Source organism: Chitinophaga solisilvae (genome assembly GCF_009928525.1).
GTDB lineage: Bacteria > Bacteroidota > Bacteroidia > Chitinophagales > Chitinophagaceae > Chitinophaga > Chitinophaga solisilvae.
Window position 1 is genome coordinate 41893 of sequence record NZ_JAABOK010000006.1, and the last position, 25207, is coordinate 67099.

At 46.7% G+C, this 25207-nt stretch carries 24 protein-coding genes and 1 tRNA gene; 11 read left to right on the forward strand and 14 right to left on the reverse strand.

The annotated features are described in order from the left end of the window. Positions 1-35 precede the first annotated feature (35 nt). A complete protein-coding gene (locus GWG06_RS13550; RefSeq protein WP_160713856.1) occupies positions 36-1460 on the forward strand; it encodes a cation:proton antiporter in 1425 nt (474 codons plus the stop codon). Positions 1461-1581: 121 nt separating this feature from the next. On the opposite strand, the gene GWG06_RS13555 is transcribed toward GWG06_RS13550, so the two are convergent. The 9 genes from GWG06_RS13555 to GWG06_RS13595 all read right to left on the reverse strand — a co-directional run bounded on the left by GWG06_RS13555 (position 1582) and on the right by GWG06_RS13595 (position 9545). Then, positions 1582-2865 (reverse strand): lytic transglycosylase domain-containing protein, encoded by a 1284-nt coding sequence (locus GWG06_RS13555; RefSeq protein ID WP_127044099.1) that lies wholly within the window; start codon positions 2863-2865, stop codon positions 1582-1584. A 10-nt stretch (positions 2866-2875) separates the two neighbouring features. Continuing rightward, positions 2876-4321, reverse strand: a complete 1446-nt coding sequence (gene gatA, locus GWG06_RS13560) for an Asp-tRNA(Asn)/Glu-tRNA(Gln) amidotransferase subunit GatA (RefSeq protein WP_127044100.1) — start codon at positions 4319-4321, stop codon at positions 2876-2878. A 69-nt stretch (positions 4322-4390) separates the two neighbouring features. Next, complete coding sequence (locus GWG06_RS13565) at positions 4391-4657, reverse strand: Sec-independent protein translocase subunit TatA/TatB (protein ID WP_127044101.1); 267 nt, start codon at positions 4655-4657, stop codon at positions 4391-4393. A 166-nt stretch (positions 4658-4823) separates the two neighbouring features. After that, a complete protein-coding gene (rplS, locus tag GWG06_RS13570) occupies positions 4824-5171 on the reverse strand; it encodes a 50S ribosomal protein L19 (RefSeq protein WP_127044102.1) in 348 nt (115 codons plus the stop codon). A 118-nt stretch (positions 5172-5289) separates the two neighbouring features. Continuing rightward, positions 5290-5961 carry a tRNA (guanosine(37)-N1)-methyltransferase TrmD gene (gene trmD / locus GWG06_RS13575; protein WP_127044103.1) on the reverse strand — a complete coding sequence of 224 codons (672 nt, stop codon included), beginning with the start codon at positions 5959-5961 and terminating at the stop codon, positions 5290-5292. Between the two features lie 18 nt (positions 5962-5979). After that, positions 5980-6504, reverse strand: a complete 525-nt coding sequence (gene rimM, locus GWG06_RS13580) for a ribosome maturation factor RimM (RefSeq protein ID WP_160713857.1) — start codon at positions 6502-6504, stop codon at positions 5980-5982. Positions 6505-6598: 94 nt separating this feature from the next. After that, on the reverse strand, positions 6599-7051 hold the full coding sequence (gene rpsP, locus GWG06_RS30925) for a 30S ribosomal protein S16 (RefSeq protein ID WP_127044105.1): 453 nt from the start codon (positions 7049-7051) through the stop codon (positions 6599-6601). A 131-nt stretch (positions 7052-7182) separates the two neighbouring features. Continuing rightward, positions 7183-8508 (reverse strand): signal recognition particle protein, encoded by a 1326-nt coding sequence (gene ffh / locus GWG06_RS13590; RefSeq protein WP_160713858.1) that lies wholly within the window; start codon positions 8506-8508, stop codon positions 7183-7185. A 164-nt stretch (positions 8509-8672) separates the two neighbouring features. Further along, positions 8673-9545 (reverse strand): sigma-70 family RNA polymerase sigma factor, encoded by an 873-nt coding sequence (locus GWG06_RS13595; RefSeq protein WP_211092591.1) that lies wholly within the window; start codon positions 9543-9545, stop codon positions 8673-8675. Positions 9546-9902: 357 nt separating this feature from the next. Between GWG06_RS13595 and GWG06_RS13600 the strand changes: the two genes are divergently transcribed. After that, entirely contained in the window at positions 9903-10283 is a 381-nt protein-coding gene (locus GWG06_RS13600) for an START-like domain-containing protein (RefSeq protein WP_127044509.1), read from the forward strand. Here the strand turns inward: GWG06_RS13600 and GWG06_RS13605 are convergent. After that, complete coding sequence (locus tag GWG06_RS13605) at positions 10280-10891, reverse strand: hypothetical protein (RefSeq protein WP_127044508.1); 612 nt, start codon at positions 10889-10891, stop codon at positions 10280-10282. The genes GWG06_RS13600 and GWG06_RS13605 overlap by 4 nt on opposite strands. A gap of 105 nt (positions 10892-10996) precedes the next feature. Here GWG06_RS13605 and GWG06_RS13610 point away from each other — a divergent pair, with 105 nt between their 5' ends. The 3 genes from GWG06_RS13610 to GWG06_RS13620 all read left to right on the forward strand — a co-directional run bounded on the left by GWG06_RS13610 (position 10997) and on the right by GWG06_RS13620 (position 14915). Further along, on the forward strand, positions 10997-12433 hold the full coding sequence (locus tag GWG06_RS13610) for an LptF/LptG family permease (RefSeq protein WP_127044507.1): 1437 nt from the start codon (positions 10997-10999) through the stop codon (positions 12431-12433). An 11-nt stretch (positions 12434-12444) separates the two neighbouring features. Continuing rightward, on the forward strand, positions 12445-13119 hold the full coding sequence (locus GWG06_RS13615; RefSeq protein WP_127044506.1) for a phosphatase PAP2 family protein: 675 nt from the start codon (positions 12445-12447) through the stop codon (positions 13117-13119). A 170-nt stretch (positions 13120-13289) separates the two neighbouring features. Next, positions 13290-14915 carry an ArnT family glycosyltransferase gene (locus GWG06_RS13620; protein WP_160713859.1) on the forward strand — a complete coding sequence of 542 codons (1626 nt, stop codon included), beginning with the start codon at positions 13290-13292 and terminating at the stop codon, positions 14913-14915. A 140-nt stretch (positions 14916-15055) separates the two neighbouring features. On the opposite strand, the gene GWG06_RS13625 is transcribed toward GWG06_RS13620, so the two are convergent. Further along, positions 15056-15790 (reverse strand): superoxide dismutase, encoded by a 735-nt coding sequence (locus GWG06_RS13625; protein WP_160713860.1) that lies wholly within the window; start codon positions 15788-15790, stop codon positions 15056-15058. 514 nt (positions 15791-16304) lie between these two features. Between GWG06_RS13625 and GWG06_RS13630 the strand changes: the two genes are divergently transcribed. The 6 genes from GWG06_RS13630 to GWG06_RS13655 all read left to right on the forward strand — a co-directional run bounded on the left by GWG06_RS13630 (position 16305) and on the right by GWG06_RS13655 (position 21994). Continuing rightward, positions 16305-17024, forward strand: a complete 720-nt coding sequence (locus GWG06_RS13630) for a hypothetical protein (protein WP_127044336.1) — start codon at positions 16305-16307, stop codon at positions 17022-17024. A gap of 14 nt (positions 17025-17038) precedes the next feature. Next, a complete protein-coding gene (locus GWG06_RS13635) occupies positions 17039-18151 on the forward strand; it encodes a ThiF family adenylyltransferase (RefSeq protein WP_127044335.1) in 1113 nt (370 codons plus the stop codon). 2 nt (positions 18152-18153) lie between these two features. Further along, positions 18154-20352: a sensor histidine kinase gene (locus GWG06_RS30700; protein WP_160713861.1), complete on the forward strand. Its 2199-nt coding sequence runs from the start codon at positions 18154-18156 to the stop codon at positions 20350-20352. Positions 20353-20367: 15 nt separating this feature from the next. Then, a complete protein-coding gene (locus tag GWG06_RS13645; RefSeq protein ID WP_127044333.1) occupies positions 20368-21465 on the forward strand; it encodes a sensor histidine kinase in 1098 nt (365 codons plus the stop codon). Beyond that, positions 21449-21868, forward strand: a complete 420-nt coding sequence (locus GWG06_RS13650; protein ID WP_160713862.1) for a response regulator — start codon at positions 21449-21451, stop codon at positions 21866-21868. Before GWG06_RS13645 ends, GWG06_RS13650 begins: the two co-directional genes overlap by 17 nt. 53 nt (positions 21869-21921) lie before the next feature. Further along, positions 21922-21994, forward strand: a tRNA-Ala gene (locus tag GWG06_RS13655). A gap of 170 nt (positions 21995-22164) precedes the next feature. Here GWG06_RS13655 and GWG06_RS13660 read toward each other — a convergent pair. The 3 genes from GWG06_RS13660 to GWG06_RS13670 are packed head-to-tail and all read right to left on the reverse strand — an operon-like array spanning position 22165 to position 25198. Beyond that, positions 22165-23739 (reverse strand): hybrid sensor histidine kinase/response regulator, encoded by a 1575-nt coding sequence (locus GWG06_RS13660; RefSeq protein WP_160713863.1) that lies wholly within the window; start codon positions 23737-23739, stop codon positions 22165-22167. 40 nt (positions 23740-23779) lie between these two features. After that, positions 23780-24361, reverse strand: coding sequence for a chemotaxis protein CheB (locus GWG06_RS13665; protein ID WP_127043268.1), 582 nt, complete (start codon positions 24359-24361; stop codon positions 23780-23782). Between the two features lie 18 nt (positions 24362-24379). After that, positions 24380-25198 (reverse strand): CheR family methyltransferase, encoded by an 819-nt coding sequence (locus tag GWG06_RS13670; RefSeq protein ID WP_160713864.1) that lies wholly within the window; start codon positions 25196-25198, stop codon positions 24380-24382. Positions 25199-25207 lie beyond the last annotated feature (9 nt).

The following is a 25207-nucleotide window of genomic DNA, read 5'->3' on the forward strand; positions in this document are numbered from 1 at the left end:
TGAGAAAATAATAAAATAAAAATTTATTTTCTGTTATGAAAAAGAAACTGTTGCTCTATCCGCTCATCATGGGTGTTTTTGCCGTGCTGATATGGATTATTCTCCGGCAGGGCCAGTCGCTTCCCGTGAAGCAGGCTGCCAGTGCAACTCAACCTGCTGTTACTGTTACGCATGCAGCTGCAAACTCAGATAACTCCTGGTGGCAATACCTGGATAACCTCAGACATCCGCTCAGCCTTTTGTTATTACAGATTATAGTAATTATGCTGGTAGCCCGGCTGTTTGGTATATTGGCCAATAAAGTGAGGCAGCCTGCAGTAGTCGGCGAAATCATTGCCGGCGTGCTGTTAGGCCCCTCCCTCCTGGGCTGGCTGACACCGTCCGTCTCCGCTTTCCTCTTCCCCCCGGACTCACTCAAAACCCTGCAGTTCCTCAGCCAGATCGGCCTGGCCTTCTTCATGTTTATTGTAGGCATGGAACTGGACCTCAGCAAAATCAGGAATAAAGCCCATGATGCCGTTATGATCAGTCATGCCAGTATTATTATTCCCTTCTTTTTAGGCGTATGGCTGGCATATTATCTTTATACGGACTTCGCTCCTGCGCAGGTCAGTTTCCTGGCATTTGCGCTGTTTATGGGCATTGCGATGAGCATTACCGCCTTCCCGGTGCTGGCACGTATTGTTCAGGAAAGAAAACTGACCGGCACGCCGCTGGGAACAATGGCCATTACCTGTGCAGCTGCAGATGACATTACCGCCTGGTGCATACTCGCTGTAGTGGTCGCCATAGTTAAGTCCGGCGGACTGGTAACAGCTGTGATTACCATTACACTCGCGCTGGTATTTGTTGTCTTCATGCTCCTGATGATTCGCCCGTGGCTGAAAAGAAGACTGGCCATACAAACCGGCAGGGGTAAACAGAAAGCAGCTATCTCCACCGTGTTTTTCACGCTGCTGCTCTCCGCACTGGTGGCAGAAGTAATCGGTATCCATGCCTTGTTCGGCGCTTTCCTCGCAGGTGTAATCATGCCCGCAGATGTCAGCCTCCGTCAGTTACTGACAGATAAAGTGGAAGATATCAGCGTTATATTGTTACTCCCTATATTCTTTGTATTCACCGGCCTGCGAACACAGATCGGATTGCTGACCCAAGGCCATCTCTGGGCGGTTTGCGGAATGATTATGCTGGTGGCTGTGGCCGGAAAATTCGGCGGCAGCACTATAACCGCCAGGTTGATGGGGCAGTCATGGAGACAAGCCACCGCTATCGGCGCACTCATGAATACCCGCGGCCTCATGGAACTGGTAGTACTTAATATCGGCTACGACCTCGGCATTCTTTCCCCTGAAATATTCGCCATGCTGGTACTGATGGCGCTGGCCACCACTTTCATGACAGGCCCTCTGCTGGATCTGGTAGAACTTAGTGAAAGAAGAAAAACGCTTTCTGTTATTTAATTATTTGATTATTTGAGATTTGAGATTTGAGATTTGTATAAATAATTGAAGCCCTCCGGACAGTCCGGAGGGCTTCAATTATTTATACAAATCTCAAATCTCAAATGATTAAATGGATCTCTTATTTTTTGCGGGTAGCTTTTTTCTTCTTGCTTGTTTTCTTTACAGTAGCAGTATGACGCTTTTTGCTGTAAGTATGTTTTTTGGCAGAAGAGGAAGATGGTGCTTTTTTGGCTACGGTGCTCTTCTCAGGCACTTTCACCGGCGGCGGGAATTTGGATTTGTCTACGCCTACAGCTTTATCATCCAATGTCAGCTGTACCGATTCTTTCAGCATTTCGTCTTTCTCTGCCATGAACTGCTTCATCTTATCTTTCGGGATGCGCAGGTCATAGTTATTTTCAGGACTGGCCATGGCTCTGGCGAAACCGGGATTGAAGCGGTCCAGTTCAGCCACCTGCATATCCAGTTTCTTCGCAATGGCTTCCAGTCTGTATTTACCGGTAACATTGATTTCTACCGTGTTGTAAATTTCGTCTTCTGTCAGTGGTCCTCTGGCAACCGGCGCTGCGGTTGACATGGCAGCAGGAGCTTCAGCAGAAGCCACCAGGCCGGGTTCATCACTTACACCGAAGAAGTTGTTGAACCTGTCGAGGATATAACCGGTAGCGATGAATTTGTAAACATGGTTGCGGGATTCTGCCGGCAGGAAATACTGCATACCCCAGAAGTCTTCGCGGCCGCTGGCTTTCATCGCACGCTGCACGCCGCCTGCGCCGCAGTTATAGGCTGCCACTACCAGTAACCAGTCGCCGAACTGATCATACAGCTGGTTCAGGTATTGTGCGGCTGCCAGGGTAGATTTATAGAAGTCTTTTCTTTCATCTACTTTCTTTCCTACGTTCAGTCCGAAGATACGGGCAGTACCGGCCATAAACTGCCATGCGCCCACGGCTCCTACTCTGGAACGGGCGTTGGTGTTAAAGCTGGATTCGATAACGGCCAGGTATTTCATTTCCTCGGGTATACCGTGTTCGCGGAATATTTTCTCCACCATCACGAAATAAGGCTGTGCCCTTTCGATCATAATCTGCAGATGCTGACTATATCTGGTAGCGTAATTATTCACATAACCGGCAACGAGGTTATTGTTGATCTGTTCATAGACCTTTGCGCTGCGGATGGTGTTAGGCAGGCTTTGCGCTGCTTTTTTCACGGCAACGGTAGTAGGTGAAGGCATAGTAGAGTCCTTCGGTAAATGTACCTTACGGGTCACTCTCACAACGGAGGTGTCCGGCGCTCCGGTAAGAAACGCACTCTCTTTAGGTACGCTGTTGCTACCCATTACTTCCACACTCCCTAAACATACAGCTGGCAACAGCAATAGTAAAAAGATTTTTCTCATACAATTTATTTTAAACAATCGTAGCCTTCCTGGTTGTCATCAGCTGATGAGCAATCTGCAGTAGGGCTGCTTCGTCAAACTTCTTTGTGATGATCTGCACACCGAATGGCATTCCGTTCGAATGCCGGCTTAAAGGAACTGATATGGCTGGAACTCCTGCCAGATTAGCCAGTACTGTGTAAATATCAGCTAGGTACATGGCAATCGGGTCATCTGTCTTTTCCCCTAATTTAAATGCGGTCGACGGCACCGTTGGCATTAAAATGGCGTCGAATTCTTCTAATATCTCGTTAAGTTTCTCGGTAACTATTCTTCTAACCTGTTGTGCCTTAGTATAATATGCGTCGTAATATCCAGCGCTGAGCACAAATGTCCCCAGTAATATACGACGTTTTACCTCTTTTCCAAACCCTTCTGACCTGCTTTTTTTATAAAAGTCTGTCAGTTCCAGGTTCCTTTCCAGTGTCCGGTGTCCAAATTTTACCCCATCATAGCGGGAAAGATTGGACGATGCCTCTGCCGTAGTCAGTACATAATAGGCCGGTACAATATAATCGATGTACTCGAATCCTCTGCCTGTAACGGCGTGGCCTGTAGACACCAGGTTTTCAAAGAGATCAATGTACGCATCCTTCATCTCCGCATCAAGCCCCTCATGGTACAATGCATCCCTTAAATACGCAAATTTAAAGGTTTTATTGTGTCCCAGATGTTGCTGATAGTCAGGAATTTCCTTTTGGGCCGCTGTACTATCGAACTCATCCGGTCCTGCGATCACCTGTAGAACTGCCGCCACATCTGCAATTTCCTTGCCAAATATGCCTATCTGATCAAAGGAAGAAGCATACGCAATAAGGCCATGGCGGGAGATTCTGCCGTATGTAGGCTTCAGTCCGACGATGCCACAGAAATCTGCCGGCTGGCGGACTGAACCACCGGTATCGCTGCCGAGGCTGACATGACATAAATCGGCCTGTACCGCTACTGCCGACCCACCGGATGAGCCGCCGGGTACCCTGGTGGTATCCAGGGCGTTGAGCACCGGTCCGTACGCCGAATTTTCATTGGTAGACCCCATCGCGAATTCGTCGCAGTTGAGATTACCGATGATAATAGCGTCTGCCGCCAGCAGCCTTTCTACTGCAGTGGCGGAAAACAGGGAAGTAAACCCTTCCAGTATGTTGGAAGCAGCACTTACATTATGGCCTTTATAGCAGATGACATCTTTAATACCTACCACCACTCCTGCCAGGGGACCTACCGGCTGACCGCTTCTGATACGGGTATCCAGGTCGCGCGCTCTGGCCAGGGCCTCCTCCTCGAATACTTCCAGGAAGGCATTTAAATGTTTTAGCTGGGCTATACGACTGAGGTAATAACGCACCCTCTCCGTACAGCTTGTACTGCCGGCGTATAATGCTTCATGAAACGAGATTATACTGCTGATTTCAGTCAAAGCTAAACCAGTTAAATTTTTTAATAATAATCAGGATAAAATCTCCGGTAAAGGGATATTTCAGCCAGGTTATGCGTTGTGTTTTACGTCTGTTGCGGCAGATGTATCTGTTGTAGACGGCTGAACAGGTTTTTCTCTCATACCTTCTTCAATTTCCTGGCGCACGTTATTCTTGGCGTCATTGAACTCACGGATACCTTTACCCAGACCACGCATTAATTCAGGGATTTTCTTTCCGCCGAACAGCAGTAATACCACAACGGCAATTAACAGCAGTTCAGACATACCAATATCCTGGAGAATTAAAAACGATGATTTTGCAACAAAAGCTGTCATCTTCTCAAAAGTTTATTAATAAGTGATAAGCAAGCAAAGATAGCTTATAAAATCCGCTTTTTCACCCCCTGAGCCGGTTTAGTACAGAGATTTAATACCTTTTTAAGAACACGAAAAAAGCGGAACCTGTAAGGCCCCGCTTAACACTAATTTCCCTGTATTTATACTAAACCCTTTTTTCTTTGATACGGGCTTTCTTACCAGCGCGTTCACGCAGGTAGTAAAGTTTCGCTCTTCTTACTTTACCCACCTTGTTTAACACGATACCATCGATGTTAGGAGAGTAAAGCGGGAACAGTCTTTCCACACCAATACCATCAGAAATTTTTCTAACAGTGAAAGACGCAGTAAACCCTGTACCCTGGATTTTCACCACATCACCTTTAAAGGACTGAATCCTTTCTTTATTACCTTCCACGATTTTATAATTGACAGTGACGTTGTCGCCTGCTTTAAACTTCGGGTACTGTTTGTTAGCTGTCAGTTGTTCGTGAACAAACGAAATTGCGTTCATCTTTCAAATATTTATGGGAGTGCAAAAGTAAGTCAAGAAATGGCATTTACCAAATTAATCGGTAATAATTCTTCAGATAATCTGACATAGCCAATAATGACATTTCTAAGTAATTAATTTACAACAGATCAGGACGACGTGCCTGGGTTCTTTCTACCGCCTGCTGGTGACGCCAGTCCTCGATTTTCTTGTGATCACCGCTCAACAGAATGTCCGGTACCTTCCAGCCCCGGAAATCAACCGGCCTGGTATATACCGGTGGCGCCAGCAGGTTATCCTGGAAAGAATCAAACAGGGCGCTGGTTTCATCGTTCAGCACCCCCGGCAGCAGCCGCCCTATGGCGTCTACCAGTACGGCTGCCCCCAGTTCCCCGCCGGACAATACATAATCTCCGATAGAGATCTCCTTTGTGATGAAGTGATCGCGGATACGCTGATCAATTCCTTTATAGTGACCGCACAGCAGCAGGAGATTGCCTTTCATGGACAGCGAATTGGCCATCTTCTGGTTCAGCGTTTCCCCATCCGGCGTAAGGTAAATGATTTCATCGTATTGTACCTGAGCCTGCAAAGACTCAATACAGTTCACAATAGGCTCCAGCATCATGACCATGCCGGCGCCGCCTCCGAACTGGTAGTCATCTACCTGCCCGTGTTTCAGGGTGGAATAGGACCGGAGGGGATGCAGATGCACCTCCAGCAATCCTTTTGCCTGCGCCCGCTTCATAATGGAATGGGAAAGCGGACTTTCCAGCAGTTCCGGTAATACTGAAATGATATCTATACGCATTCAAAATAGCTTTTGGCACTAGATGCCGGTATATAATTCCACCAGACCTTCCGGCAGATCCAGGTGCACCACCTGGTTTTTCTTGTCCACCTTCACCAGCGACTGCTCATTTACCGGCAACAGGGCTTCTTTTCCGCTGATCTGTACTTTCACCAGTACCTGCATAGGCATTTCAATCACTTCTTCAATGACCCCCAGGGGGCCATGGTGAGCATCTTCCACGGAAAAGCCCAGCAGGGCCAGCGGCGCAGAAGAGGCTGCCTGCTGTTTGAAATCTTCCTCCTGCAGGTAAACCTGTCCCGGCATCAGCTTTTGTGCTGCTTCCTTGGTATGAATACCTTCCAGGCGGATATATACCTGTTCCGCGTCCTTTACCGTTACCTGTTCCAGGAAATAGGGTATAAAGCTGTTTTTACGTTCTTCCAGGAAGATGGCGGTTACCCCTTTCAGGGCAGACCGTTTCCCCAGGCTGTGCCTTAGAAGCAGTTCTCCCTGCAGTCCGTGGGCGGACACCAGTTTTCCTATGCTGAAATAATTGGACAAGCTGATTTTTCTACTGTTTCGTTAAAAATTAAAAAAGGAAATATTTGCGACTGCAAACATTTCCTTTTTCAGGTATTGTTAAAACGTTGCCGTTTTATGCTTCTGTACCTTCGTTGTCAGCAGCCGGAGCAGCTGGAGTATCTTCTACCTTTCTAACGATCGGAGCAGCAATTCTTGCTTTTCTGTGACCATCGCGGCGGGCAGATACTTTCTGTTCGTGTTCAGCTTGCCATTGTGCGAACTTCTGGTAAGCAGTAGGCTCGTCGAACAGGTTCAGGGTAACACCTCTTAACAGGTGTTTCAAATACAATACACCTTTGAAGGAGAGAATTCTTCTTACAGTATCGGTAGGCTGAGCACCTTTCTGCAACCAACGCAATGCTTTTTCAGTATCGATGTTGATGGAAGCAGGTACTGTCAGCGGATTGTAAGTACCGATTTTCTGGATGAATTTACCATCTCTTGGGGCGCGTGCGTCGGCAACTACGATAAAATAGAAAGGCCTTTTTTTCGCGCCATGTCTCTGCAGTCTGATTTTTACTGGCATAAATAAGTCGAGTTATTTTTTGCGAGTTAGGAAATATTGTTTAATTAGGGATGCAAATGTAACCCGTAAATTGATATTTGCAAAAAAAATTTACGGACTGATTTGATTTATTTCAATTAGCTGATAACCAATTATCTCATCATACCTTTCAGGCCTTTGCCACCGGCTCCGAACTTGTTCATCATCTTCATCATCTGGCGCATCTGCTCAAACTGTTTCATGAACTGGTTCACGTCCTGGATGTCTTTACCGCTTCCTTTTGCGATACGTTTGCGGCGGCTGCCGTCGATCACATCCGGATTACCGCGCTCTGCCGGCGTCATGGAATTGATCATGGCTTCAATACCCTTGAAGGCGTCATCGCTGATGTCCAGGTCCTTTACGGCCTTTCCTACGCCGGGGATCATGCCCATCAGATCTTTCAGGTTACCCATTTTTTTGATCTGCTGCAGCTGTTCCTTGAAGTCGTCGAAGTCAAACTGGTTCTGACGGATCTTTTTCTCCAGTTTTTTCGCCTGTTCTTCGTTGAACTGTGCCTGTGCCCGCTCAACGAGGGTGGTGATATCACCCATGCCGAGGATACGCTGTGCCATACGCTCCGGATAGAATACGTCGAGCGTATCCATCTTTTCGCCCATGCTCACGAACTTGATCGGCTTTTCCACGGTATAGCGGATAGTCAGGGCCGCACCACCGCGGGTATCACCGTCCAGTTTGGTGAGCACCACGCCGGTAAAATCCAGGCGGTCGTTGAACGCCTTGGCAGTATTCACCGCATCCTGACCGGTCATGGAATCTACCACGAACAGTACTTCCTGAGGCTTTACCGCTGCTTTCACATTGGCTACTTCGGTCATCATGACCTCATCTACGGCCAGACGGCCGGCAGTATCGATGATGATGATGTTATTGCCATTGGCTTTCGCGTGTCTGATGGCATTTTCAGCAATCTGAACAGCGTTTTTGTTTTCCGGTTCGTTGTATACCTCTACCCCGATCTGCTCTCCCAGCACTTTCAGCTGGTCGATCGCCGCCGGGCGGTAGATATCAGCTGCCACCAGCAGGGGTTTCTTGCCTTTCTTCGTTTTCAGGAAGCTGGCCAGTTTACCGGAGAAGGTGGTTTTACCGGAACCCTGCAAACCTGCGATCAGTATCACAGACGGGTTGGTTTTAATATCGATCTCAGCCTCTGTGCCTCCCATCAGATCGGCCAGCTCGTCCTTCACGATCTTCACCATGAGCTGTCCGGGCGAGATGGAGGTCAGCACCTTCTCTCCCATCGCCTTTTCCTTTACCCTGTCGGTAAATTCCTTGGCGATTTTATAGTTCACGTCGGCATCCACCAGTGCACGGCGGATTTCCTTTACGGTACTGGCAATATTTATTTCCGAGATACGACCTTCCCCTTTAAGCTGCTTAAACGCGGAATCCAGCCTCTCTGATAATGATTCAAACATTGTTGGTATTTTAAACGGACAGCAAAAGTAAATATTTTAGCGCAATTACGAATTACGAATTGCGAATTACGAATGAGGAGCGAAGATTTAAGCGAAGAAGTTAATTCTTTATCCGCTTAAATCTTCGCTCCTCATTCGTAATTCGCAATTCGCAATTCGTAATTTTATCCCAGGTAGTTTCTGAGCAACTTACTCCTGGACGTAGTTCTTAATTTCGTGATGGCTTTGTCTTTGATCTGGCGTACGCGTTCGCGGGTGAGGCCAAATTTCTCGCCGATATCTTCGAGGGACATGGGATGTTCCACGGCGATGCCGAAGTAGAGCATGATTACGTCTTTCTGGCGGTCGGTGAGTGTAGACAGGGAGCGTTCAATTTCCCTGCGGAGGGAGTCGTGGTGATCCAGCTCTTCGTCGGCGCTGACAGCATTCGGATTTTCGAGCACGTCCAGCAGGGAATTATCTTCGCCGTCGATGAAGGGGGCATCCATGGATACGTGACGGGCCGCTACGCCGAGGGTAGCTTCTACTTCGTCGGTATTGATTTCCAGGATGGTAGCCAGCTCGTCCGGAGATGGTTCTCTTTCAAACTCCTGTTCCAGCTGGGAATAAGCCTTGCTGATCTTATTGCTGAGGCCCACCTTGTTGAGCGGGAGGCGAACAATCCTGGACTGTTCGGCCAGTGCCTGCAGAATAGACTGGCGGATCCACCATACGGCGTAGGAGATGAATTTAAAACCGCGCGTTTCATCAAAACGTTGAGCAGCTTTAATTAACCCGAGGTTTCCCTCGTTAATCAGGTCGCTGAGTGACAGCCCCTGATTCTGATACTGTTTGGCAACGGATACCACAAAGCGGAGATTAGCTTTTGTCAGCTTTTCCAACGCTCTCTGATCGCCCTGCTTAATGCGGATAGCGAGATTTACCTCTTCTTCCGGCGTAATTAAATCCACTTTCCCAATCTCCTGTAAGTACTTCTCCAGGGACTGTGATTCCCTGTTGGTAATGGATTTAGTGATTTTGAGTTGGCGCATTGACATAGAGTCGGAACAGTTACAGGTTAATAAAAAGTTAAGATTTGATGAATGCCTGACAAAAATAACTTTTTTTAGATGCCGGCCAAAAAAATTCTGGGGTTTTTAAAGCATTTCAAAATAAAATCGATTGATCTTTAATCCTTTTATTTTTCTGCTGAAAATAGCCACTGATACGTTACCGGCAAATTATTTGCTATATACAAATAATTTGCATTATTTATTTTTTTAATATTTATGAAATAGTTAAGGTGTGCAAACATTTATCAGAATAATTAAAAAAAAACCGTAAATTATTTTGACAGAATAAAATATTTTCTATAATTGCAACTGGATGATATTGATTTACTAATTATTTGAGAGATGTCTAAGAAAGTGCTTTATGAGTTGGAGTTCCCGGTTAGGTGCTCACCCGGTATACTGTATGAGTTCCTGTCTACCCCTGCCGGATTGCAGGAATGGTTTGCTGACCGGGTAGATTTCAGGGATAATGTATTCTCCTTTTCCTGGAATGGTACTGCAGAAGAAGCAGAGGTACTGGAACAGGAAGAAGATGAGTTCATCAGGTTCCATTGGAAGCATGCTCCGAAAGAGGAATATTTTGAATTCCGTATTCAGATTTCAGAAGTAACCAACATGACCATTCTGGTTGTCAAAGATTTTGCTGACAAGAAAGAAATCAAAGATCAGAGTCAGCTCTGGGAATACCAGGTGAAAGACCTTTTCCATCGCATCGGAAACTAAACCTGATCTTCATCGTTCAGTATATTGAGAAGCGTTGTATACGCCTCTGCTATTCCAGTGATTATTTCTCCCCAGTGCTCCAGTCCAAACGGTTTTGCCAGTTTAATAAAACCATTCCGGCCAACCATCAGTTTCCAGTCTTCAAAACGCATATCGCCTATGAACTGATAGTTTCCATCTTCGAAATCATGCTCCCAGGGATCTTCTGCCAGGTACGCCTGAAATCCGGCCGCTGCCAGCTTTTCATAGCCTTTACATAAATGTCCGGCGAATCTTTCCTTGACATTACCCGCCAGGTGCAGGGTACAGATAAAGTAATGCCCCCACCAGAACATGCTCCGGAAGGCAAATACATCCGTTTTGCCGAAATACCGCGGATAATCCAGTATCACCCAGGGAAGCCCCTTGTACTGTTCCCCTCTGGAAATTTTAGGCCCTTGCTGCAGCCATACCGGCTCAAAAGGGAAATGGCTGCCGGCTGCTGCCAGCGTTTCCTGCAAACGTCCCATCAGTTGCATCACCTTCGCTATAGCGCTGTTTTTCAGGGCAATAACCCCTGGTGAATACACGATGGCCGCTTCTTCCGGTGTCAGATCAAAATTTTCCATATAATTTAACGGTATTTTCAGCCTTGCTTTAACACTCCTTTGTGAATTCGTACTAACTTTACGGCAATTTCCGGAAATCCCGGGAACAAAAATCCAGCATTATCAGTGAAAAAACTCGACAAACTAATTATAAAAACTTTTCTGGGTCCGTTCGTTGCCACTTTTTTTGTTACGCTTTTCGTACTGGTAATGCAGTTTCTGTGGAAGTATGTGGACGACCTGGTAGGTAAAGGGCTGGATACGATTGTAATCGTGCAGCTGATAGCCTACACCAGCGCCACACTGGTTACCCTGGCATTACCGCTGGCCGTGCTGCTTTCTTCCATCATGACCTTTGGTAACCTCGGGGAAAGTTTTGAGCTGGTAGCCCTGAAATCGTCCGGTATATCGCTGCTGCGGTTTATCCGGCCGCTCCTGGCGGTATGCAGTATCATCGGTGTACTGGCCTTCCTGTTTGCGAACTATGTGATTCCTGTAGCCAATCTGCAGGCAAAATCACTGCTCTATGATATTACAAACTCAAAACCTGCGTTTAATATAAAAGCAGGGGTATTTTATAAAGATATTCCAGGCTACACGATCAAAGTAGCGCAGAAAGACAAGGATAACCAGACCATCCACCAGGTGATGATTTTTGATCATCAGTCCGGCGGCGGTGAAAAAATTATCCTGGCGGAAAAAGGACAGATGGTACTGACCGCCAACAAACGTTTTCTGTACTTTATTCTGGACAACGGATGGAGATACGAGGAAAGAGGCAACCGCGGCTACAGCGCTCCGGCAGATATGGTGCGGCTGGGTTTTAAAAAGTACAGCAAGGCATTTGACCTCAGTTCCTTTGCCTTTAACAGGCTGAACATGGACCTCTTTGCCTCTAACCAGCAGATGCTGAATATCAGGCAGCTGGATGTGGCGATAGACTCCCTTCAGAAAGTGGAAAATCAGTTCAGTAAAACGGTGCATGCCTACGTTACCACCCGTTTCCCCTTCTACAAATGGAAGGATACCGGCTGGGTAGCCACTGCGCCACCGCTGAAAGTAAAGAATATAGAAGAAATGGTTCCGGAAAACCGGCTGCGTTCTGTACTCGAAAGAGCCGAACAAAGCACCCGTGAAACGGTGAGCGCCCTGGAACAACCGACCCGTGAATTCACGGATAAGCATGGTCTTATCCTGATGCATAAAGTGGAATGGCAGCGTAAATTTACACTGGCTGCAGCCTGTGTGGTCATGTTCCTGATCGGCGCCCCGCTGGGCTCCATTATCAGGAAAGGAGGCCTGGGAACACCGCTGGTGTTTGCCGTGATCTTCTTCGTAATATTCAATATCTTTTTCATGATCGGGGAAAAGATGGCGAGAAGCGGGGTGATGTTTACCTGGTCAGGTATGTGGCTTTCAAATATCGTACTGTTGCCTATTGCAGCGTTTTTGATTTACAAAGCCATGAATGATTCCAACTTATTCAATAAAGAATTTTATTTTCGTGTATATCAAAAGATAAAAAAGTTCTTACAAAGATTTAAAAAACAACCTACAATTTAAAACCTACAGAATTGAAAACGCTGTTTACACTGTTCAGAAAGAATGCTTATTTCTTTCTGCCGTTTCTACTATGGATAATAGTAGGCGGAGTAATGCTGGCAACCTATAGTCAGAGGGAGTTATTCCTTGGTATCAACGGACAACACTCTGCTGTAGGAGACGTATTGATCACAGGTGTCACTTACCTGGGAGATGGAATTATGTTTGGAGCAATCCTGCTGCTGATGCTTATCATGCAGAAATTCAGGATTTTCTTCATCGGGCTGGCTGCCTTTCTGATGACAGCCATTATTGTGCAGATAGGTAAACACTACTTTAATGCACCCCGTCCTATCAGTTTTTTCGGAGACGAAGCCGCTACCCTGGTACATACCGTTAAATGGGTTACTGTTCACAGCAGCTGCAGCTTTCCTTCCGGGCATTCCGCCGTTGCATTCGGCATGTTCAGCTTTCTGAGCCTGATCGTACGCAATAAAAAACTGGGTGCGCTGTTTGTATTCATAGCGCTGACAGCGGCTTACTCACGTATATACCTGGCTCAGCACTTCTTTGCTGATGTGTATGTAGGCAGTATTGTGGGCACGCTGTGCACTATTATCGTATTTGGATTTTTCAAATTCCGCGATTCCACCGAATCACCGGAACTGTGTGCAGAAGCAATGCTGAAAGCCAACGCACCGGCATAAAATAATTACGAATTACAAATTGCGAATTACGAATGTAGAAGCGAAGATTACAACGAAGATGAAAGGGGATAAGTATTAAGTACCACCTTTCATCTTCGTTGTAATCTTCGCTTCTACATTCGTAATTCGCAATTTGTAATTCGTAATTAAAAAAATTATAATTTTTTTTGATGAAGTACCTGTTGATTGCTCTAATTGCTGCCCTGTTATTTATACCGTTCCTGGGGGCAGTACATCTGTTTGACTGGGATGAGATAAATTTTGCTGAAGCCGCCCGGGAAATGATTGTCAGCCATAACTATAGTCAGGTACAGATTGATTTCCGGCCTTTCTGGGAAAAACCGCCGTTGTTTATCTGGATGCAGGCGGGATCCATGTTGTTATTCGGGGTGAATGATTTTGCGGCGCGTTTTCCGAATGCTGTTATAGGAATTGCCACGCTGGTCAGCCTGTTTGCCATTGGTAAAAAACTGACTGATGATAAATTCGGCTTATGGTGGGTCCTTATCTATGCAGGTTCCTGGTTGCCTCATTTTTATTTCAAATCAGGGATTATTGATCCGACCTTTAACTTATTCATTTTCCTGGCTATTTATTTTGCTTATCGTGTGACTTACAGCGCCAGGGCGCTGAATATGGCGATACTGAGCGGTGTATTTCTGGGGCTGGCAGTACTCACCAAAGGTCCGGTAGCGATACTCGTAGCAATGCTGACTCTGCTGGTTTACTGGGTCTGGAATAAAGGCAGGATACATCTTAAATTCTCCCACCTGGGCCTTATTGCCTTGTTTGCCTGTCTGACTACCCTGCTATGGTTCGGATATGAAATATTATCTCATGGCTGGTGGTTTGTCAATGAATTTGTACAATACCAGATCAGGCTGCTGACCACAGAAGATGCCGGCCATGGCGGTCCGTTCTTCTATCACTGGATAGTGTTGCTGTTAGGCTGCTTTCCTGCCAGTGCCTTTCTGTTCACCTATTTCCAGGGAAAGAAAAAATCTATCTACAACAATACTCCTGCTGTTGCTGAAATGAAGGATTTCAAAGTGTGGATGTGGGTATTATTCTGGGTAGTGCTGATTCTCTTCTCTATTGTAAAAACCAAGATTGTACATTATTCTTCCCTGTGTTACTTCCCGCTCACGTTCCTGGCGGCGGTACAGGTATATAAATTGTCGGAAGGCAAAATCAGGATGCGCGGATGGAATATTGCGCTGTTGCTGGTAATCGGTATAGTGCTGGGTATTGCCATTGCGGCCCTGCCGCTGGCAGGCCTGTATAAAGATAAGCTCATCCCCTATATCGGTGATAAATTTGCTGTCGCCAATCTGCAGGCACAGGTGCAGTGGTCCGCCGCAGAAGCCTGCTATGGCCTGGGGTATGTATTGCTGGTGATTATCAGCGCCATACTACTAATACGCCATAAAACCACCAACGGGCTCATCTGCCTTTTCATCAGCACCATACTGGTTATCCAGGTAACTGTTGTACATTTTGTGCCTAAAGTGGAACGCTATTCCCAGGGTGCTGCCATCGACTTTTTCAAATCCCTCCAGGGTAAAGACGTATATGTAAAAGCGTTGGGGTATCACAGTTATGCCCAGCATTACTACAGCCGGGAGATGCCGCACAGCAATCCGGACTACTATAATACCGGCTGGCTGCTCAACGGCAAAATAGACAAGCCCGCATATTTTATCTGCCGTATCACTGATGCCGAAGAATTTATTCATCATCCCAACCTGGAAGTGATCGGAGAGAAGAACGGGTTTGTGTTTTTGAAAAGAAAATAGAAAAATAAATTACGAATTGCGAATTACGAATTGCGAATGTAAGCGAATATAAAAGCGAAGAACCCGTCTGGTTAGATCCAGACGGGTTCTTCGCTTTTATATTCGCTTACATTCGCAATTCGTAATTCGCAATTCGTAATTTATTTTAAAGCATTATGGTATCGTTTATCTACTTCTTCCCAGTTTACTACGTTCCAGAAGGCGCTGATATAATCGGGACGTTTGTTCTGGTATTTCAGGTAGTAGGCGTGTTCCCATACGTCCAGTGCGAGGATGGGAGTTCCCAGATCTTTCACGATGTTGCGCATGAGCGGGTTATCCTGGTTAGGCGTATTGATGACTGCCAGTTTTTTATCGGGCGTCACGATGAGCCATGCCCAGCCGGAGCCGAATTGGGTTTTGGCAGCATCGCTGAATTTGGCCTGGAATTGTTCGAAGGAACCGAAATGCTTGTTGATGGCACTTTTCAGCTTATCAGACGGATTTGTCTTTTTAGGAGACAGTAAGGTCCAGAACAGGGAGTGGTTATAGTGACCGCCGCCGTTGTTACGGATGGCTTTGTCTTTATCAGTTACTTTCGCCAGTATTTCTTCGAGGGTGAGGGTAGCGAAGGGTGTACCGTTCACTGCTTCGTTCAGGTTTTTCACGTAGGCGCCATGATGCTTATCATGATGAATTTCCATGGTAAGTTTGTCGATGTATGGCTCCAGGGCATCGTAGGCATACGTAAGTGCGGGTACTGTAAAAGGCGCTTTAGGATCGTTACCTGAGGGTTTTCCTGCGGAAGGGGCTACAGCAGCAAGGCTGCTGAGCGGGCCGCTGAGGGCAGCCACACCAGCCAGGCTGGTCAGCTTTATGAATTCTCTCTTGTTCATATGGCAAGTATTGTAATTTGACTTTTCAAAGATGAGTTACAAATCTAATTGTTAACGGATTAAAAAGCTGCAAATTTTACACCAACAGATAACAGGCGGCAATTCCTCAAAATATTTACATCTATATATACCATTGAATACCAGCAACAGTATAGGCTTTAGCGGGAGACAGTGGTAAAAAACGGGGTCTGAGGGGTGGGAAATTCTGGAAATAATACTATTTTACCACTACCTTCATGTGAAAAGAAGTAGAGCATTATTTAATTTTTCAACAAATGGAACTATTTATCCCGGGCGATGCTAACTGCGGAGATAGAGATGCAATCCCCCACTGTTTGAATCAGCAAACAAAAAATTTTCACACCGGATATACCGGTCAGTTTTGCACCGCCATCAGAATAAGAGCGCTCTTTTGTTGAATTGCTGTTATATTCATCATCCATAATTAACACTAAACATATAGCCAAATGCCCTGGCTTACAGATTAAAACTAATTTTTAAAGCATTTCCGTACATGCTTAAGGTAAGAGTATTCAAGGCGATAGAGTATCCTGAAGAATGTTTGCAGTATATAGCAGGCCACCGGAAAGTGCTTGAAGCTTATGGCGTGACCAAGGTTACGTCTGCCAATGTAGACTGGATGTACGAGCCATACACCTATATCATCACAGTTAGCAGTGACGACTATACGAAAACGTATGGCGGGTGCAGGATTCAGCTGGCAGGCGGGAGCGTGCCCTTACCCATTGAATCGGCTATTAATGCCATGGATCCCCGGATTTACAGTATTGTAAAGGAGCTGGCGGACGCCGGCGGTACGGGCGAGTTCTGCGGACTCTGGAATTCACGCGAAGTAGCCGGCTGGGGCATTGGCAGCATCGTGCTCTTCCGTGTGGTGAATGCCGTACTGAACCAGTTGCCGGTGACTACCTTCCTCGGTTTCTGCGCACAGGCTACCTTCAGAAACAGCATCAGAACCGGTTACCAGATCATGACCAACATCGGTAACCAGGGTACTTTTTACTACCCCAAGGAAGACCTGATAGCTACCGCCCTGATCCTGCACGATCCCCTGGAACTGAAAAGCGCCCATCCTGAAGACAGAGACCGTATGATGAGTCTGCGTCACAACCCCGTACAAACCATAATAGAAAGAGGTCCTAAAGGTGAAATGCAGGTAGATTACGATCTTCGCATTATCTCTGCCACCAGCGACATACCGCTGTTCACCTAGTAAATGATATCAAGATGAACAACACGATAGTACATGCGATTCAGCAAAGCAAACGTTTGAATGATGATTATAAGGTAAGATTTTTCAGGTTACAGGATCCTGTTCAGTTAGCAGACCTGACCAACCTGTTGCAGCAGCAGCCACACATCCGGGTGTCTGACGAGATACAGACGCAACTGGCTGAGCTGATAAAACTACAGCATCCGGCAGAGCGGCTGACCGACGAAGCCGTTCAGGAACGGATAGCCGCACACCTCGGCGCTACCCCGGCAGCCGCTTACGGCGTATGGGTATACTACCCCTGGCTGTCGTGCGTGGTACACCTGCTCGATGAAAACGAGTTCATCTGGCTCCGCACCAGCAGAAATAAACAGAAGATAACGGAAGCAGAAAGACAACTGCTGCATACCCGGAAACTGGGCGTGATTGGATTATCCGTAGGCCAGGCTGTAGCAGTTGCCATTGCTATGGAAAGGCTCTGCGGCGAGTTGCGGATCGCGGATTTCGACCGGCTGGATCTCAGCAATATGAACAGGATCCGCACTGGCGTGCAGCACCTCGGTGTCCGCAAAACAGTATTGGTAGCCAGGGAAATAGCAGAAATTGATCCTTTCCTGCGGGTTATCTGTTATGAAGAAGGCATCCATGAAGGAAACATCCATGATTTTCTGACACAGGGCGGCCGGCTGGACATACTGATAGAAGAATGCGACAGCCTGGATGTTAAACTGCTGGCCCGGCATAAGGCCCGCGCACTCCGCATACCGGTGCTGATGGATACCAGCGACCGCGGCATGGTAGATGTGGAACGGTTTGATCTGCACCCTGATTTACCTATCTTGCATGGACGTATACCGGAAGACATCACGCCGGAAAAAGTCCGCCTGATGCAAGGCCCTGAAAGAATGCAGCTGGTAGACAGCATCGTGAATATAAGCCGGCTTTCACCCAGAATGCAGTCTTCCCTGCAGGAAATAGGCAAAACCATTACTACCTGGCCCCAGCTGGCTTCTGCTGTGATGCTTGGCGGCGCAGCCATTGCACACGTCTGCCGCGAGCTGGGACTTGACAGAAATATCAGCTCCGGCCGTTATTATGTGGACCTGGATCATATTTTTAACCGATAAAAATGATTGATTATAAGACAATGCTACACCTGACCAAACCGGCACTTTACAAATTCGTGTGCCTGTTACTGTTAGTAATGATCCGCTACATGCCCGCCCAGGCAGATACCATTACCATTGCCCCCAATCATTCCATCCAACTGGCGGAATACGGCCAGCTGGAATACCTGCTGGATGCGGAAGGCAACATGCAGTTCCCGGAAATTGAAAATTCCCCTGCCTTCAAAAAGCTCAACAAGCAGATCCCCAATTTCGGGCTCACCCAGGATGCCATCTGGCTGCGTTTCACCATCAGCAATACTACCCCGTCTGCCCACCTGATGCTGAACGTTACCTACCCTATCCTGGACCTGATAGATCTCTATTACCCGGATTCTACCGGGAAATATCAGGTAATACCGGGCGGAGAGCTGCGCCCCTTCAACAAAAGGCCGGTTAACCATCAGAATTTCGTATACAACCTGAATATCCCTAACGGTACCGCACAAACGTTCTACCTGCGTATTCAGAGCCGGGAAGCCATATTAGTGCCTATCTATGCAGGCACCGAAAGGGAAATCTATAATAAACTGTACAACGACGACCTCCTGCTGGCTATCTACATCGGTATCATACTGGTGATGATCTGCTATAATACGTTTATCTTCTTCTCGGTTAAAGACTGGAGCTACTTCTACTACATTATATATATCGCCTGTGTGGGGCTGGCACAGATCTGCCTGCACGGCTTCGGATACCGTTTCTTCTGGCACGAAAATATTTATGTGACCGAGCAGAGTGTGCTATGGGCCGGTGCGCTGTCCGGCATATCCGTACTGCTGTTTGTGCAGAGCTTTCTGCATGTACGGGATAAAGCGCCCTGGGCCTACCGGGTCATGTCCCTGTTCATCATCGTATATTCCAGTACCATTGTATTATCGCTGCTGGGTTACTTCTCCATCGCCTATGCGCTGATAGATTTTCTGGCCATCACCGGCGTTATCTTCATCATGGTATTTGCGGTCATGCAGGCAGTCCGGAAGTCGCGTACCGCGCGTATTTTCGTACTGGCGTGGACGGTATTCATCCTTGCGATCATCTGTTTTGTGCTGAAAGATGTGGGTATCATCCCCTACAACATCTTCACCAGTCACATTATCGTTATCGGGTCAGCGATAGAAGTTATCCTGCTGTCATTTGCACTGGCAGATAAAATCAACACCTTCAAGGCTGAAAAGGAAGCCTCACAGGCCATTGCACTGGAAATATCGAAAGAAAACGAACAGCTGGTAAGAGAACAGAACATTATACTGGAAGCCAAAGTGCAGGAAAGAACCGAAGAACTGCAGAACAGTAACCTGGATCTCAACATAGCCCTTACTAATCTGAAAGAGGCGCAGACCCAGCTGGTAGAGAAGGAGAAAATGGCGTCCCTCGGTCAGCTGACCGCTGGCATAGCCCACGAGATCAATAACCCGATCAATTTTGTTACCTCCAATATCAAACCGCTGAAGCTCGATATTGCAGACCTGAAAAGCCTGCTGACGCGCTATGATGAGCTGTCTGCCAAATCAGAGCCTGAAATCAGGAAGGAGCTGGCGGATATTGAAAAGTTCAAGCGGGAAATAGACATCGAGTATATTCATGAAGAAATTACGTCCCTGATAAAAGGAATAGAAGACGGAGCCGCCCGCACCGCAGAAATTGTAAAGGGGCTGCGTACCTTCAGCCGGCTGGATGAAAGCGAAGTCAAATCCATTGATATTCATGAGGGCCTGGACTCTACCCTGGTATTACTGCGTAACGGCATTCCCGCCAATGTGAATATCATCAAGGAATATGCTGACCTGCCCAAGATAGAATGCTATGCCGGCAAGATCAACCAGGTATTTATGAATATTTTCTCCAACGCATTGAATGCCATCAGATCCAAGGCAGTGCAGCGGGAAGAATCCATCACCATCATCACCCGGCAGGAGGGAGATTTTATCGTGATTACCATCAGGGACACCGGCATCGGGATGTCCAGGGAGGTGCAGGAAAAGATCTTCGACCCCTTCTTTACCACCAAGGATGTAGGCGAAGGCACCGGCCTGGGATTATCTATCGTATTCAGTATTATAGAGAAACACAAAGGCAAAATAGTAGTGAATTCCAACCCTAACGAAGGAGCAGAATTTATTATATATTTACCTCTCAACATAGTAAATCATTTGTCTTAACCATAAGCTCCCTTAATGAAAGAAAGCCGCATTAGAATATTATACATCGATGATGAAATTCATAATCTGAACGCATTTAAGGCCAGCTTTCGCAGAAGCTATGAGATATATACCGCCACCTCCGCACAGGAAGGCAAGCAATTGCTGAAAGAGATTATGGTGCATATTATCATTGCTGACCAGAAGATGCCTGTATCTACAGGTGTGGAGTTTTTCAATGAAATCAAGGATACGCTTCCCGATCCGATGCGTATACTACTCACGGGCTATACGGACGTGGATGATATCATTGATGCGATCAACAAAGGACATATATTCTCCTATATCAAGAAACCCTGGGATGAACACGAGCTGCACAAAACCATCAACAATGCGTATGAGATCTATCATACCCGCAGGCAGCTCAAAGAGAAAATTACAGAGCTGGAAAAAACGAACGATGAATTAAACCGCTTCATCTATTCCACCTCGCATGATCTCCGTTCCCCGTTAATGTCTGTACTGGGTATTATCAACCTTTCCCGCCTGGATAATTCTGTAGTGGATCCCAATGGTTATGTTGACATGGTAGAATCCTGTGTGCTGAAGCTGGATGACTTCATTCAGAAGATCATAGAATACTACCGCAACTCCCGGCTGGAAGTGGAATACGAGAAGATTGACTTTAACAGTCTGCTGAATGACTGCATCACTGCGTTCAAGCCCCAGAACACCCAGATCCGTTTCCATACGCAGGTAGAGCAGATGATAGATTTCCGCGGCGATACCTTCCGCATCAGCGTTATTTTAAACAATCTTATCTCCAATGCTGTTAAGTACCAAAAACCGGACGAAGCTGAACCCATGGTGAACCTGGCGGTTAAAGTAGAACCGCACAAGGCAACCATTTCGATCCGTGATAATGGCATTGGTATCCTGAGCGAGCATCTGAATAATATTTTCAAGATGTTTTTCCGTTCAAAAAATAACAATAAACCCGGCAGCGGTATAGGGCTGTATATTGTGAAAGAAGCGCTGAGTAAAATAGGTGGCACCATTAATGTGGAGTCTAAATACGGAGAAGGCACCCAATTTGAAATTACCATCCCCAATAGAAATGAATTCGATACCTGACCTACGTGTCATATTGATAGATGACAATGAGATTGATTTATTACTGCATGAACGGTTGATTACACTTCAACAGATCAGCAGAACAGTACTTTCATTTGTAAATGCCAACAAGGCGCTGGAATTCCTGTCTTCCAACATTTCCCTGCCCCGTATACCCCCTACCGTTATCCTGCTGGATATACAAATGCCGGAGATGGATGGCTTCGAATTCCTGCAGGCTTTTGACGCCTATCCTGCCAAAATAAAATCCCAGTGTCACATTATTATGGTCTCTTCCTCCCTTGATTATGGTGATATTACCCGTACCAATGCCAATCCGCTGGTAATAAAATTATTACGCAAACCATTGCTGATAAAGGATTTGAAAGAAACCGTAGAAGGAATTTTCAAAGATTTTCTATAAAATGTTTTGTTTTCCGGAAAAAAATATATTTTTGCACTCCCGCAAGGGGATCAGGGGGATTAGCTCATCTGGTAGAGCGCAAGCATGGCATGTTTGAGGTGATCGGTTCGAGTCCGATATCCTCCACTGAAAATTGAAGTACCGGTGTAAGCCGGTACTTTTTTTATTTATACCAATTTAATATAATTACGAATTACGAATTGCGAATTACGAATGAGGAGCGAAGACATAAGCGGATAAAGAATTTACTTCTCCCCTTATGTCTTCGCTCCTCATTCGTAATTCGTAATTCGTAATTATTTTTTACTCTGACTTACCGGCAGCACAATAACAAACGCCGTTCCTTCCCCTTCTGTACTTCTGGCGGTAATAATGCCCTGATGTTTGTCGATTACCTTTTTGGCGATGGCCAGGCCGATGCCGGTGCCTTCGTACATGTCTGCGGTGTGCAGGCGCTGGAAGATGGTGAATATTTTAGATAGATATTTTTCGTTGAATCCGATGCCATTATCCTGGATGATGATGCGGCAATAGCTTCCGTCAGCAACCGGGGGACTGTCTGCATGGTTGTCTGCTACCAGGGCCGCGCTGATGCTGATTTCCGGTGGGGTATCCTTTTTGGAAAATTTGAGCGCATTGCTGATAATATTCTGGAATACCTGCCTGATCTGGCCGGGCACTACTTCTATGGGTGGCATTTTTTCCACGCTGACAACAGCCCGGGTTTCTGAAATGGTCAGTTCCAGGTCGCTGATGATTTCTTCCACAACGATGTTGAGGTCTGTTACTTCGTATATGCTTGCTACGGATAGCCGGGAGTAGCTGAGCAGATCGTTGATGAGGCGGGCCATACGTTCTGAAGAGCCTACAATGCGTTCCATGTATGACATGGCATTCGGGTCCATCTTCAGGAAACGGTCGCGCAGAATGGCGCCAAACAGCTGAATTTTCCGCAGGGGTTCTTTCAGGTCATGCGAAGCTACCGAGGCAAACTGCTGCAAATCGTGGTTGCTGGCTTCCAGCGACTTATTAATCTCTATCAGCTCTTCGGTTCTTTCCTTTACTTTTTGTTCCAGAATTTCGTTGGCCTGTTTCTGATGCGCGATATCCGTGAAAGTCCCGATCCATTTCACGATCTCCTCTCCTTCCCTGACGGGAATGATACGCAGCAGGTGGCAGCGGAAAGCGTTATCCTGCTTGTCTTTCAGGTATACTTCCGTTTCCAGCGGCAAGCCGTTAATGATCGTCTCCTGCAGGTATTGCTGCAGGGTTTTATCCATGGGCAGGGTTTCCGGCAGGTCGGTAATATCATCGGCATATTTAAACCAGTTACGGTTGGCGTATTCTATTTCGCCGGATACGGTGAGTGTAAAAGCTATCTGTGGCAGCACTTCCAGGGTGGTATGCAGCTCATTGACTTTTTCGCTAAGCGCTGCCTGCGCCAGCTTACGCACTTCTACTTCCTCCTGCAGGGATTGCTGTATCTGCTTCAGCTCCTGCGATTGTTCGTAGAGCCGGGAGAAGGTTTTTACCTTCATCAGTAAAACATCCGGATCAACAGGTTTGGTGAGGTAATCAATTCCGCCGGAATCATACCCTTTTACGATGAAGCGCTTGTCTTTGTTAACTGCAGACAGAAAAATGATGGGGATATCCTTTGCCTTGCTGTAGCCGGAAATGGCTTCGGCCACCTCAAAGCCGTCCATACTGGGCATCTGCACGTCCAGGATGATGAGCTTATAACTATGTTTTAATATTTTTTTCAGGGCTTCTTCGCCGGATAAAGCTGTATCTACTTCGAACTGGTATAGTTCGAGGATCTTCCGGATAGATAAAATATTTTCCGGCTTATCATCAACAATTAAAATCATACGCTAAAAATATTCACTGTTATATTTCAATAACCATACCTTAACCGGCAACTGTTCCGGCAAAATTGTTAATAAATGCGGCCATTTCGCAGGCCGGCAGCACATGGTGTACAGGTGCGGCAAGTATAGCCTGCCGGGGCATGTAATCTACTTCAGCAGTGTCCGGATCCTGTACCAGTGTAATACCACCGGCATCGTGGATATCCCGGAGCCCTTCCACGCCGTCGTTGTTGGCGCCGGAAAGCAGGATGGCGGCCATCCGGGAGCGCCATGCCCATGCGGCAGCCGAAAAGGTCACATCTATACTGGGTCTGCTGTAATTAACCTTCTCTGAATAGTCAAGAGAAAATGTATGATCTCCTTCTATGAGCAGATGATAATCTGCCGGGGCAATGTATATCACGCCGGGCAGCAGTTCTTCCTTTTCTTCTGCTTCCTTTACCTGCAGGCGTGTTTTAACAGATAACAATTCAGTAAGTACAGAATCATAGTAACTCTGGCGATGCAACACGATAACAACCGCTGCGTTGAGCTGCGGATCCAGGTCCGGCAACAGTGTCAGGATAGCCTGGAGTCCTCCGGCAGAACCGCCTATCAGTATCAGTTGTGGCGCATTTTCCATGGTTATGTTGATTTCATATCAGAGGTGATTCTTACGCCATATTTTCTCCCTGTTGTCCAGTTGTCTGAACTTTGTGGACACGCTGGTGAAGTTAAGTGTTTCCTTGCTGCCGAGCGCCAGGAATCCCAGTGGTTCCAGGCTGTCACAGAACAGGCGTAATACTTTATCCTGCAGGGTTTTATTAAAATATATCAATACGTTTCTGCACACAATCAGTTGAAATTCATTGAAAGAGCCGTCTGTTACCAGGTTATGGGGAGAAAAGATAATTTTTCCGCCCAGGTCTTTCCTGAATTTAGCATATTCATAATTAGCGGTATAGTAGGAAGAGAAGTCGTGCAAGCCGCCGGCTTCCATGTAATTGCGGGAGTACTGCTGCATCTGCGAGATGGGGAAAATGCCTTTGCGGCCGCGTTCCAGTACGCTGGTGTTGATATCGGTAGCATAGATCACTGATTTATGCAGCAGGTTGGCTTCTTTCAGCAGGATGGCCATAGAATATACTTCTTCCCCTGTGGAGCAGCCGGCATGCCAGATACGGATCAGCGGATAGGTAGCCAGTACCGGCAATACTTCCTGCCGCAGGGTGGCATAAAAGTGAGGATCACGGAACATTTCGGTTACGTTCACCGTGATCTCTTCCACAAACCTGATTGCATATTCCGGGTCCGTCATTACGCGGTACCGGAACTCTGCAAAACTCGGAAACCTGTCTGCCTGGAAAAGGTGGTTCACCCGCCTGTGAATGGATGCGGGCGCATACCCGGTAAAGTCGTAACCATACCTTTCCAGCACATCGTTCAGCAACATGTGCACTTCCGGCTCACTTACATGCATTCTTACCAC

Coding starts and splice junctions, on each gene's coding strand:
- ffh (WP_160713858.1), bottom strand. CDS start 8,508: ATGTTTGAATCATTATCAGAGAGGCTGGATTCCGCGTTTAAGCAGCTT.
- GWG06_RS30700 (WP_160713861.1), top strand. CDS start 18,154: ATGATTGATTATAAGACAATGCTACACCTGACCAAACCGGCACTTTAC.
- GWG06_RS13665 (WP_127043268.1), bottom strand. CDS start 24,361: ATGGAAAATGCGCCACAACTGATACTGATAGGCGGTTCTGCCGGAGGA.
- GWG06_RS13600 (WP_127044509.1), top strand. CDS start 9,903: ATGTCTAAGAAAGTGCTTTATGAGTTGGAGTTCCCGGTTAGGTGCTCA.
- GWG06_RS13670 (WP_160713864.1), bottom strand. CDS start 25,198: ATGCATGTAAGTGAGCCGGAAGTGCACATGTTGCTGAACGATGTGCTG.
- GWG06_RS13625 (WP_160713860.1), bottom strand. CDS start 15,790: ATGAACAAGAGAGAATTCATAAAGCTGACCAGCCTGGCTGGTGTGGCT.
- GWG06_RS13565 (WP_127044101.1), bottom strand. CDS start 4,657: ATGACAGCTTTTGTTGCAAAATCATCGTTTTTAATTCTCCAGGATATT.
- GWG06_RS13635 (WP_127044335.1), top strand. CDS start 17,039: ATGAACAACACGATAGTACATGCGATTCAGCAAAGCAAACGTTTGAAT.
- rplS (WP_127044102.1), bottom strand. CDS start 5,171: ATGAACGCAATTTCGTTTGTTCACGAACAACTGACAGCTAACAAACAG.
- GWG06_RS13660 (WP_160713863.1), bottom strand. CDS start 23,739: ATGATTTTAATTGTTGATGATAAGCCGGAAAATATTTTATCTATCCGG.
- GWG06_RS13650 (WP_160713862.1), top strand. CDS start 21,449: ATGAATTCGATACCTGACCTACGTGTCATATTGATAGATGACAATGAG.
- GWG06_RS13630 (WP_127044336.1), top strand. CDS start 16,305: ATGCTTAAGGTAAGAGTATTCAAGGCGATAGAGTATCCTGAAGAATGT.
- GWG06_RS13605 (WP_127044508.1), bottom strand. CDS start 10,891: ATGGAAAATTTTGATCTGACACCGGAAGAAGCGGCCATCGTGTATTCA.
- GWG06_RS13595 (WP_211092591.1), bottom strand. CDS start 9,545: ATGTCAATGCGCCAACTCAAAATCACTAAATCCATTACCAACAGGGAA.
- GWG06_RS13555 (WP_127044099.1), bottom strand. CDS start 2,865: ATGAGAAAAATCTTTTTACTATTGCTGTTGCCAGCTGTATGTTTAGGG.
- trmD (WP_127044103.1), bottom strand. CDS start 5,961: ATGCGTATAGATATCATTTCAGTATTACCGGAACTGCTGGAAAGTCCG.
- GWG06_RS13620 (WP_160713859.1), top strand. CDS start 13,290: ATGAAGTACCTGTTGATTGCTCTAATTGCTGCCCTGTTATTTATACCG.
- rpsP (WP_127044105.1), bottom strand. CDS start 7,051: ATGCCAGTAAAAATCAGACTGCAGAGACATGGCGCGAAAAAAAGGCCT.
- GWG06_RS13645 (WP_127044333.1), top strand. CDS start 20,368: ATGAAAGAAAGCCGCATTAGAATATTATACATCGATGATGAAATTCAT.
- GWG06_RS13550 (WP_160713856.1), top strand. CDS start 36: ATGAAAAAGAAACTGTTGCTCTATCCGCTCATCATGGGTGTTTTTGCC.